The organism is Methylobacterium cerastii, assembly GCF_022179125.1.
In the GTDB taxonomy this organism is placed as follows: Bacteria; Pseudomonadota; Alphaproteobacteria; order Rhizobiales; family Beijerinckiaceae; genus Methylobacterium; species Methylobacterium cerastii.
Map to the genome: position 1 here is coordinate 1 of NZ_BPQG01000099.1, position 10,860 is coordinate 10,860.

Here is a 10,860-nt window from a genome sequence, read left to right on the forward strand (position 1 = left end):
GGGAACGGCTCCGGGGTCTGGCGCTGCCTGATCGCGGGCCAGGCGATGGACGACTCGATCGAGCGCTTCAAGGCGAAGGCCGAAGGCCTGCCGATCGAGTTCGTCGGCTGGGTCGACCCCAAGGACTTCCTCACCGAGATCGACGTCCTCGTCGTGCCCTCGTTCTGGGCCGAGCCCTCCCCGCGCACGGTCTACGAGGCCTACGCCATGGGCGTGCCGGTGATCGGCGCCGATTCCGGCGGCATCCCGGAACTGATCGGCGAGGGCAACGCCGACTGGCTGTTCCGGGCGGGCGACGCGCCCGACCTCGCCGCCCGCATCCGCACGGTGCTGGCCAACGGCCGTTTGAACCTGCCGGACGAGCGCGCGTTCCAGCACGTCCTGCGGGAATCGACCTCCGAGCGCGTCGCCGAGAAGTACCTCGACCTCTATGCCGAGCTCCTCGCCGAGCGCCGCGGCACCGCACCGGACCCGTCGGCGGCGCACGGCCTCCATCATGGCGCCTAGCCCCCTCGGCCCCGCCGCGGCAGCGGACGCGGCGGCGCCGGAGGACGTGGCGGGCCGCTCCGTGCGGGCGGCCGGGTGGGTCGCCGTCAGCTCGGTCGGCAACGTCGTCCTGAGTTTCGTGGTCTTCCTGGTGCTCGCGCGCCTGCTCGACCCGAGCGAGTTCGGGCTCGTCGCCGTCGCGGTCGTGTTCATCGACATCCTGCTCATCGTCACGCGGGGCGGCCTGCCCGACCTCGTGGTCCAGACCGAGCGGCTCGACGACGGCTTCGTGGACACCGCCTTCTGGGTGGCATTGGCCTCCGGCTGCCTCTACGGGCTGGCGCTCGTCGCGCTGTCGTGGCCGGTCGCCTGGATGCTGCGCATCCCGGAGCTCCAGCCGGTGCTGGCGGCGCTGGCGGCCACCTTCGTGATCGCGGCGGCCGGCGTGATCCACGAGGCGCGGCTGCAGCGCCGGTTCGGCTTCCGCAGCCTCGCGATCCGGGCGCTCGTCGCCAACCTGATCGGCGGCAGCGTGGCGATCGCGCTGGCGCTGAACGGCTTCGGGGTCTGGAGCCTGGTGATCCAGCGCCTGCTCGCCACCAGCATGACGACGCTGCTGACCTGGGCGGCCTTTCCCTGGCTTCCGGGCTTGCGCTTCGTGCGCGCCCACGCCCGGCGCCAGCTCGCCTTCGGCTCGCGCGTGTTCTCGACCCAACTGCTCCTGACGCTGAGCATCCGCAGCCAGGAGGTGGTCGCCGCCTACTTCCTCTCCACCGCCGACATCGGGCTGCTGCGCATGGCGTGGCGCTGCATCGACCTGATCAGCCAGGTCGCGGTGATCCCGTTGGCCGCCGTGGCGCTGCCGACCTACGCCCGGCTGCAGGACCGGCCGCGCGAGCTGGCCGCGGCCTTCGACGGCTTCGTCGCGATGTCGGCGGTGCTGGCGCTGCCGGCCTTCGTCGGCATGGCCGTGGTGGCGCCCCACCTCGTGCCGCTTCTGTTCGGCGAGCAGTGGCGCGAGGCGGTGCCGGTGCTGCGCATCCTGGCGCTGCTCGGGCCGGAATTCGTCGCGACCTCGATGCTGTGGATGATCTTCACCGCCTCCGACCGGACCGGCACCGCCCTGGTGCTGTCGGCGGGGCAGTTCACGATCACGATCCTGGCCGCGATGGTGACGGCGCCTTTCGGCCTGTCGGCCCTCGTCGTCGGGCACGTGGTGCGCGCCTACCTGTTCTCGCCGCTGGTGGTGCGGTCCGCCGGCCGGTTCGTGCCGCTCGGCAACCTTCGGATCGCGGCCCTGCTGGCGCCGATCCTCGCCTGCTCGGTGGCGATGGGCGCCGCCGTCTCGCTGGTGCAGGAACGGCTCTATGCGCAGCTCGGCGACCACGAGGGCCTCGCGGCGGCGATCGGCCTCGGCATCCTGGTCTACGGCATCCTCGCGCTTCTGTTCCTGCGCGCGCCGCTGCGCCGGAGCGTCGCGCTGATCCTGAACCGCAAGGCCGCCCTGGCCACCGCCGCCGCGCCGCGCGCCGAGGCGGTACCCATCCCCGCGACGCCGTAACACCGAACCTCGGTGAGCCCGGCTCATCGAGGTTCGGCCCCCGCGACTGCGGGGCGGCGGAAGTCCGCCGGACCTCATGGGATCTGACCCATGAGACATGGTCTAAGCAGTGAGGTGCGATCGATGCCGCCACGCGGGCCCGCCCTGCCCTGCCCTCCGGCCTCGTCGGGGCCGACCCGCCGCCTCGTGCTGGCGGCCGGCGCGTCGGCGCTGGCCGCGCGCCCTGCGCTTGCCGGCGCGCTGCCGTCCCACGCCTGCGCGGACTTCACCGGCTCCGTCGGCGTCAACACCCATTTCGGGCACGGCGGGACCCCCTACGTCGACCGGTTCGCACGCTGCGCGGCGGCGCTCGACGAGCTCGGGATCCGGCACCTGCGCGACGACATCGTGCTGCCGGGGGCGGAGGCGTCGGCGCCGCCGCAATTCCAGCGGATCGCCGAGCTGGCGCGGGCCGGCCACCGGTTCAGCCTGGTCTTCTACGACGGGCTCGACGTCGGGCCGCTGGTGCCGCCCCGGCGCCTGCCCGACGTCGCCGCCTGGTGCGCGGGCGGGCTCGAGATCGCCGAGGGCAGCAACGAGCCCAACATCGCCGCCGGCGCCGGCCGCCCGCAGGCCTCGGCCGAGCACCAGCGCGCGCTCTACCGGGCGGCGCGCAACGCCGGCGGCGCGCTGAAGGTCGCCGGGCCGAGCTACGTCCAGGCCAACGTCGCGGCCGCCGAGTCGCTGGCTAACGCCGTCGACTTCGGCAACATCCACCCGTACCCCGGCATGGAGCACCCGGAGACCACCGGAAACGGCGACCTGCGCCGATTCATTGCCGCCGCCCGGCCGATCTTCGGCCGCGCCCCGCTGCTCGCCACCGAGAACGGCTACCACACCGCGCTCGCCACCAGGAGCTTCCACTTCCCGGTCTCGGAGGCCGTGCGGGCGCGCTACACCCCGCGCCTGCTGCTGTGGAGCTTCCTCCTGGGCATCCGCCGCACCTACCTCTACGAGCTGATCGCCTCGGTCGACCGGGGCGAGGCCGACCCGGAAGGCCATTTCGGCCTGCTGCGCTTCGACGGCGCGCCGACCCAGACCTTCCGGGCGGTCGCCAACCTGATGCGCCTGTTCCGCGCCGGAGCCGCGGCCCCTGCCTCCCCCCTCGACGTGGCGATTGAGGCGGCCCCGCGCGACCTCCAGGCCGTCCGCTTCCTGCGCGCCGACGGCGCCGTCCTCGTGCCCCTCTGGCTCGGGATCGACGGCTGGGACCCCATCAAGCGCCGGGCCCGGCCCGACGCGCCGGCGCAAGCCGTCGCCCTGACGCTGTCGGCCGAGCCGAAGGCGGCCCGCCTCCACCGCTTCGCCGACGACGGCTCCGTGAGCGTGGAGACGCTTGCGCCCCTCCGGACGCTGACCGTCGGGGTGACGGACCGGCTCGCGTTCGTCGAGCTGACTTGATCGGGGAGATCGGGGGCTGGGTGTGCGCGCGAGAGTTGGCTTGCGACCAAGTGCGGACGATCAGACGGTCTGTTTTTGGGCCGTCGAATAGATCAACTACAGCAGCTTGGTCAGAGACCTGCAAGACCACCGCAGCAAACTGATCCATTGCCATTGTCCGCAGATTTCCTGTATCAGATGATTATGGATAGCATCGATCGTACAAGTTCAGGCTCGGGTCTCAGCATCGTCTACCTACTAACCAATCCCGCGATGCCTGGGCTCGTTAAGATCGGCCGCACGGCACAGGACACAGCCCAGGCACGGCTTGATCAGCTCTACACGACGGGCGTGCCAGTGCCATTCGAGCTGGTTTTTGCTTGCCGGGTCGAGGACGCGGTTCGCGTAGAGCAGGCCCTGCACATTGCCTTTGCTCCTCAACGCGTTAACGCGCGACGGGAGTTCTTTCGCATAGAACCGGAGCAGGCACTCGCAATCCTCCGTCTCCTACACATCGAAGACGCGACGCAGGTCGTCGAGGATCAGTCGTCCTCGATTTCCGAACAGGAACTTGGGGCTACACGGGCGCTTCGCGCGCGCCGACCAAACCTAGACTTCACGGTCTTGGGCATACCTATCGGTGCAGAGTTGCAATGTACGCGGAACGATGCCGTGGTGTTCGTCGTCGGATCTCGAAAGGTCCGTCTCGGAACAGACGAGCTATCGCTTACCGCGGCAACCCGTGAAGTCATGCAGCTGGAATACAGCGTCGCGCCCGGCCCATTCTGGAGCTACCAGGGCAGGTCCATCTCTGAGTTCTACGAGGACGCGTACGGCGAGCCGTCCGCTTAAGGACTTTTAGTACGATCGCCGAAGCCGAAGGTCTGCTTCCCAGCCGCTGTCTAATTTCGGCTGACCATCCCTATCAGACGGTACCCAGCTTCAGTCTTGAACCAGCAACGCCAAGTCGCAAACACCCCCTACCGCACCGCCCCTCGCGTGTTGACGAACAGCGCGTAGAGCGACTTCGTCGAGGCCATGAACAGGCGGTTGCCGTCGGCGCCGCCGAAGCACAGGTTGGCGCAGCGCTCCGGCAGGCGGATGCGGCCGATCGCCTTGCCCTCGGGCGAGACCACCAGGACGCCGTCGAGGTCGGCGCCCATGCCCCAGCCGCACCAGAGGTTGCCGTCGGCGTCGGCCCGGAACCCGTCCGCGGTGCCCTTGCCGCAATCGAAGAACACCCGGTCGTCGGTCAGCCGCGTGCCGTCTTCCACCACGTCGTAGACCCGGATGAGCCGGTTCGGCTGGGCGCGGGATTCGATGACGTAGAGCTTTGTCTCGTCGGGCGAGAAGCACAGCCCGTTCGGGCCGGCGATGTCGGCCACCACCACCGTGGCCTGTCCGGTCCGCGGGTCGAGGCGGAACACCTGGCCCGGCCGTTCGGGCCTGGCCATCGCCTCGTAGGGGTTGGGGCCGAAGGGCGGGTCGGTGAACCAGATCGAGCCGTCGGAGCGGCAGACGACGTCGTTCGGGGCGTTGGCGGGCTTGCCCTCGAAGCCGTCGAACAGGGTGGTGATCGTGCCGTCGTGCTCGGTGCGGGTGACCCGGCGGGTCTTGTGCTCGCAGGTGAGCAGGCGGCCCTGGCGGTCGCGGGCGTTGCCGTTGGCGTAGTTCGCGGGCTTGCGGAACACGCTCGTCGCGCCTGTCGCCTCGTCCCACCGCAGGATCGCGTCGCTCGCGACGTCGCTGAACAGCAGGCAGCGCATGTCGCCGAACCAGACCGGCCCTTCCGCCCAGCGAAACCCCGTGGCGATCCGCTCCACCGTCGCGGAGAAGATCCGGTACTTGGCGAACGACGGGTCGAGGATCTCGATGGCCGGATCGGGCAGGCGCTCGGAGGGCTCGAAGGCGGCAAGCGCCCGGCCCCTTGGGCCGAGGGTGGCGGCGCCCGCGAGCGCGAGCAGGGTCCGGCGATCGAGGGCGCCCATGGTGATCCTCCCGGCCGGCGTCGTCCCGGCCTGCATGTCGTCTCGTCGTCGGCGGGCCCGGCGCATGGCGTGCGCCTCCTCCGCCCTCAAGCGTGCGTCGCGAAGGCTGTCAGGTGATCGGGGCCGGGTTGAACAGCGTCAGGTCGTTGAAAAGGCCCCAGCGGTCGGACCAGGGTTTCTTGCGCCCGCTCGCCACGTCGAGGATCAGGCGGAACAGCTCCTCGCCGACCTCCTCGATCGTCGCGTCGCCGGTGGCGATGCGGCCGGCGTCGAGGTCGATCAGGTCGGACCAGCGCTGGCTGAGCTCGGTGCGGGTCGCGACCTTGATGACGGGGCATTGCGCGAGGCCGTAGGGGGTGCCGCGCCCGGTCGAGAACACCTGCAGCGTGATCCCGGAGGCGAGCTGCAGCGTGCCGCAGACGAAGTCGCTCGCCGGCGTCGCCGCGAAGATCAGGCCCTTCTCCGTCACCCGCTCGCCCGGGGCGAGCACGGCGGAGATCGCCGAGGTGCCGGACTTGGCGACCGACCCGAGCGCCTTCTCGACGATGTTGTTCAGCCCGCCCTTCTTGTTGCCGGGCGACGGGTTGGCGCGCCGGTCGGCCTCGCCCTTGGCGAGGTAGTCGTCGTACCAGGCCATCTCGCGCACCAGCGCCGCGGCGACGGCCGGGTTCTTGGCCCGCGGCGTCAGCAGGTGGATCGCGTCGCGGACCTCGGTGACTTCGGAGAACATGACCGTGCCGCCGGCCGCGACGATCAGGTCGGCGCAATGGCCGAGCGCCGGGTTGGCGGTGACGCCGGAGAACGCGTCGCTGCCGCCGCATTGCAGCCCGACCACGAGGTCGGAGGCCGGGCAGGTCTCGCGGCGGCGCCGGTTCAGGATCTCGAGCCGGGCTTCCGCCATCGCCATGATGCTGTCGAGCATCATCGCGAAGCCCTGGTGGCGCTCGTCCTGCATCCGCACGACGCCGCCGTCCTCGGCCGCGTCGCCGTCCGGCAGCAGGCGCTCGGAGACGAGCTTTTCGCAGCCGAGACCCACCACCATCACCTCGCCGCCGAAGTTCGGGTTGCGGGCGAGGCTCTGCAGGGTGCGGATCGGGATCACCGCCTGGGGCGCGTTGATCGCGACGCCGCAGCCGTAGGCATGGGTCAGCCCGACCACGTCGTCGACGTTGGGGAAGCGCGGCAGCAGCTCCGCCTTGATCTTGCGGATCGCCACGTCGAGGGTGCCGGCGACGCATTGCACGCTGATCGAGATCGCCAGGATGTTCTTGGTGCCGACCGACCCGTCCGGGTTGCGGAACCCCTCGAAGGTGTAGCCCTGGAGCGGCGCCGGGGGCGCCGGCACGCGGGTCGCCATCTCCAGGGCGTCGAGCGCGGGCGCGGTCGGGGTGGCGACGCGCGATTCCTCGACCCAGGCGCCGCGAGGGATGTCCTGCGTCGCGATGCCGACGACCTCGCCGTAGCGGCGCACCGCGCCGCCCTCGGGAATCGCCGCGAGCGCCACCTTGTGGCCCTGCGGCACGAACTCGACGAGGGTCAGCCCGTCCGGGAACGCGGTGCCGGCCGGCAGGCCGAACGCGTTGACCACGATGGCGACGTTGTCGCTCGCATGCAGGCGGATGGTGCGGGGGGCGTCGCCCAAGGCGGGCCCGGCCGGCTGGGCCGGCGGGGCTTCGATCACGGCGTCGATCACGGCGTCCTGCATCGGATGCTCCCTGGTGGCGGTCGGTCTCAGGCGCGACGCAGCTCGACCCGCCGGATGTCGCCGACGAGGAGGAGGTAGGCGCTCATCGCCACGAGCGCGTTGATCCCGACGAAGACCAGCGCCGTGTCGAACGAGCCCGAGGACTGGACGAGATAGCCGATGATGATCGGCGTGGTGATGCCGGCGGTGTTGCCGAACATGTTGAACAAGGCCCCGCTCAGGCCCGCCGCCTCCTTGGGCGAGGTGTCGGACACGACGGCCCAGCCCAGCGCCCCGAGGCCCTTGCCGAAGAAGGCCGCCGCCATCAGGCCGATCACCAGGGCTTGGGAATCGACGTAGTTGCAGGCGATGATCACCATCGAGAGCACCATGCCGGCGATGATCGGCACCTTGCGGGCGATGTTCAGCGAGCCGGTCCGGCGCAGGAGGGCGTCCGAGATCACGCCGCCGAGGATGCCGCCGACGAAGCCGCACAGGGCCGGCAGGGAGGCGGTGAAGCCGGCCTGGAGCACGCTCATGCCGCGTTGCTTGACGAGGTAGATCGGGAACCACGTCAGGAAGAAGTAGGTCATCACGTTGATGCAGTGCTGCGCCACGTAGATGCCGAGCAGCATCCGGTTGCCCAGAAGCTGCTTGATGGTGCCCCAGGTGCTCACCGTCGCGGTGCCGGCGGCCGGTGCTGCGTCGGCCCGCGCGGCCTTGGCGGGGTCCGCCGGGCTTGCGCCGACCTGCACCAGCGCGCCGCCCCGGGCGATCTCGTCGAGCTCGGCCGGCGTGACGTTCGGATGGTCCTCGGGGTCGTGGATCAGCCAGACCCAGAGCAGCACCATCACGAGGCCGATCAGGCCCATGGCGAAGAAGGCGTAGCGCCAGCCGAAGCTCTGGGTGACCCAGGCGGTGAGCGGCGCGAACAGCACCGGCGCGAAGTACTGGGCGGCGTTGAACACGGCCGAGGCCTTGCCGCGCTCGGCCGCCGGGAACCACGCGGTGACGAGGCGGGCGTTGCCGGGGAAGGACGGCGCCTCGGCGACGCCGACCAGCATCCGCATCAGGAAGAACACCGTGACCGCGGAAGCCGCGCCGAGGAAGCCGGCCCAGCCCTGGACGAAGGTGAAGAACGACCAGAAGAACACGCCGCCGGCATAGATCCACTTGGTGCCGTAGCGGTCGAGCAGCCAGCCGCCGGGGAGCTGGGCCGCGACGTAGGACCAGCTAAAGGCGGAGAGGATGTAGCCCATCTGCACGGGCGTGATGCCGAATTCCTGCGCGATCGGCACGCCGGCGATCGAGATGATCGCCCGGTCGGCGTAGTTCAGCACCGTGACCGCGAACAGCACGAGGAGGATGACGTAGCGGACGCGGAATCGCGTCGCCGCCTGCACCGGAATCGCCAGCGACATGGTTTCCTCCTGCGGAATCGCCCAACGGATGCGTGCCCGTCGCGGTCGGTTTTCGTCAGGGTTCGAGACTAGTCCGCCCGGTCGATACCTTCCAATCCAAACGATGGATCGATCGATGCCGTCGCGGCATCGATCGATCGAGCCAGGGTCAGGCGGCGCCGACCTCGTGGTCGGCCATGAGCTCCAGGGCGCGGACCATCGCCGAGTGGTCCCACGCCGCGCCGCCGTTGGCGACGCAGGCCGAGAACAGCTGCTGCGCCAGCGCGGTCGCCGGCAGGCTGACGCCGAGAGCGCGGGCGCCCTCCAGCGCCAGGTTCAGGTCCTTCTGGTGCAGCCCGATGCGGAAGCCCGGATCGAAGGTCCGGTCGATCATGCGCTTGCCGTGCAGCTCGAGGATGCGCGAGGTGGCCAGGCCCCCGGTGATGGCCTCGCGGACCTTGGCCGGGTCGGCGCCGGCTTTGGATGCGAACAGCAGGCCCTCGGCCACCGCCTCGATGGTGAGCGCGACGATGATCTGGTTGGCGACCTTGGCCACCTGCCCCGATCCGACCGGGCCGACATGGGTCACGGTCTTGCCCATGGCCGAAAACAGCGGCTGTACGCGCCCGAAATCGGCCTCGTCGCCGCCCACCATGATCGAGAGGGCGGCGTTCCTGGCCCCGACCTCGCCGCCGGAGACCGGCGCGTCGAGGTAGGCGCCGCCGCGCTCGGCGATGCGGGCGGCGAAGTCCTTGGTCGCGATCGGCGAGATCGAGCTCATGTCGACCACGGTCTTGCTGGTCTTGATCGCGTCGGCGACGCCGTCCGCGCCGAACAGCACCGCCTCGACGTCGGGGGTGTCGGGCAGCATCAGGATGACGATGTCGGCGTGGCTCGCCACCTCGGCGGCGGTGGCGCAGGCCGTGCCGCCGGCGGCGACCAGGGCCTCGGGCACCGCCCGGCGGCTTTTCAGGAACAGGCTGTGCCCGGCGGCGATCAGGTGCCCGGCCATGGGGGCGCCCATGATGCCGAGGCCGATGAATCCGATGTTCATGGTGGTGTCTCCTGGAATGGCGCGGCGCGTCCTCCCTCGCCCGTCGTGGGCGACAGGATTCACGCATCCCTGAATTCTGGCGGTTCGCTTTGCGCGCATCCCCTCGCCCCGCACGGATCTCGGGCTCGCCCGAGATCCGAACCTGCCTGCCGAAATCGGGCAGGCCCGACTTCGGTGGGGGAGAGGGCTTCGGCGACCTCGTCGTCGGCGAAGCGAGGCGGCAGCCGACGGCGGGGGGGGGGCGCCCCGGAGGAGGCTCATCCGGTCGCGCCCCCTCACCCCCGCTTCGGCTTCGCCTCCGCTCCCCAGCTGCACGACGGGGGGCAGCCGGGCCTCTCCCCGCGCGCGGGGAGAGGGGAACCCGCGCTGCCTTCGGGATGCGCGGCGAGACGTGTGAGCCCGGTCGCCCGCGAAGGGCGAGGATCTCGGCTCAGCCCTTGAAGCGGGCGGCGAGCGCCTCGGACTGGCGGGCGAGCAGGCCCATGTCGGAGCCGACCGCGGTGAAGCGGGTGCCGGCGGCGATGTAGCGGTGGGCGAGCTCTTCGTTGGCGGTGAGGATGCCGGCGTGCTTGCCGGCCTTCCCGATGCGGGCGACGGTCTCCTCGATGATCGCCACCACGTCCGGATGGTTCTGCTGGCCGAGGTAGCCGAGGCTGGTCGAGAGGTCGCCGGGGCCGACGAAGACGCCGTCGACGCCTTCGACGGCGGCGATCTCGTCGAGGTTGTCCAGCGCGCGGCGCGACTCGATCTGCACCGCCACGAAGATCTCGGCCTCGCAGCGGGCGTGATAGTCGGGGATGCGGCCGAAGCGGGCGGCGCGCGGCGCCTGCGAGAAGCCGCGCACGCCCCGCGGCGCGTAGCGGGTGGCGGCCACGGCGCGGCGGGCCTGGTCGGCGTCGTCGATGTTGGGGATCATCAGCGACTGCACCCCGGTGTCGAGGATGCGCTTGATGGTGATCGCCTCGTCGCTCGGCACCCGCACCATGGCGTGGGCGGGGCTCTCCATCATCGCCTGGACCTGGGCGTAGACGTCCCGCAGGTCGTTGGCGGAATGCTCCATGTCGAGGAGCAGCCAGTCGAAGCCGGAGCCGGCCACGACCTCGGTGGAGATCGGGCTGGCGAGGCTGCACCACAGGCCGATCTGCTGATGGCCTTGGCCGAGCGCCGCCTTGAAGCGGTTGGTGAGGACGTCCATCGGATGGTCTCCTGTTGGAATCGGTCTTGAATCGGACGGTTTCGACGCCCCACCCCCGTCATTCCGGCGCTCG

The 10,860-nt window shown here is 70.7% G+C and carries 9 protein-coding genes; 4 read left to right on the plus strand and 5 right to left on the minus strand.

The annotated features are described in order from the left end of the window. The 4 genes from MFF13_RS24180 to MFF13_RS24195 form a co-directional block, all read left to right on the plus strand. Positions 1–507 (plus strand): glycosyltransferase (locus tag MFF13_RS24180; protein WP_238273140.1); only part of this gene is annotated, 507 nt, incomplete at its 5' end. Beyond that, positions 497–2,047 (plus strand): lipopolysaccharide biosynthesis protein, encoded by a 1,551-nt coding sequence (locus MFF13_RS24185; protein WP_238273141.1) that lies wholly within the window; start codon positions 497–499, stop codon positions 2,045–2,047. The genes MFF13_RS24180 and MFF13_RS24185, both read left to right, overlap by 11 nt. Before the next feature lie 123 nt (positions 2,048–2,170). Continuing rightward, positions 2,171–3,487, plus strand: coding sequence for a hypothetical protein (locus tag MFF13_RS24190; RefSeq protein WP_147829647.1), 1,317 nt, complete (start codon positions 2,171–2,173; stop codon positions 3,485–3,487). 183 nt (positions 3,488–3,670) lie between these two features. Then, positions 3,671–4,318 (plus strand): GIY-YIG nuclease family protein, encoded by a 648-nt coding sequence (locus MFF13_RS24195; RefSeq protein ID WP_147753510.1) that lies wholly within the window; start codon positions 3,671–3,673, stop codon positions 4,316–4,318. Positions 4,319–4,446: 128 nt separating this feature from the next. Here MFF13_RS24195 and MFF13_RS24200 read toward each other — a convergent pair whose 3' ends face one another. The 5 genes from MFF13_RS24200 to MFF13_RS24220 all read right to left on the minus strand — a co-directional run bounded on the left by MFF13_RS24200 (position 4,447) and on the right by MFF13_RS24220 (position 10,787). After that, complete coding sequence (locus MFF13_RS24200; protein WP_147753509.1) at positions 4,447–5,454, minus strand: SMP-30/gluconolactonase/LRE family protein; 1,008 nt, start codon at positions 5,452–5,454, stop codon at positions 4,447–4,449. A gap of 109 nt (positions 5,455–5,563) precedes the next feature. After that, positions 5,564–7,159 carry a galactarate dehydratase gene (gene garD / locus MFF13_RS24205; RefSeq protein WP_147753507.1) on the minus strand — a complete coding sequence of 532 codons (1,596 nt, stop codon included), beginning with the start codon at positions 7,157–7,159 and terminating at the stop codon, positions 5,564–5,566. A 26-nt stretch (positions 7,160–7,185) separates the two neighbouring features. Beyond that, positions 7,186–8,559, minus strand: a complete 1,374-nt coding sequence (locus tag MFF13_RS24210) for an MFS transporter (RefSeq protein ID WP_147753506.1) — start codon at positions 8,557–8,559, stop codon at positions 7,186–7,188. Between the two features lie 148 nt (positions 8,560–8,707). Beyond that, positions 8,708–9,592 (minus strand): 2-hydroxy-3-oxopropionate reductase, encoded by an 885-nt coding sequence (locus tag MFF13_RS24215; RefSeq protein WP_238273144.1) that lies wholly within the window; start codon positions 9,590–9,592, stop codon positions 8,708–8,710. A 430-nt stretch (positions 9,593–10,022) separates the two neighbouring features. Continuing rightward, positions 10,023–10,787 carry an HpcH/HpaI aldolase family protein gene (locus MFF13_RS24220; RefSeq protein WP_147753504.1) on the minus strand — a complete coding sequence of 255 codons (765 nt, stop codon included), beginning with the start codon at positions 10,785–10,787 and terminating at the stop codon, positions 10,023–10,025. Positions 10,788–10,860 lie beyond the last annotated feature (73 nt).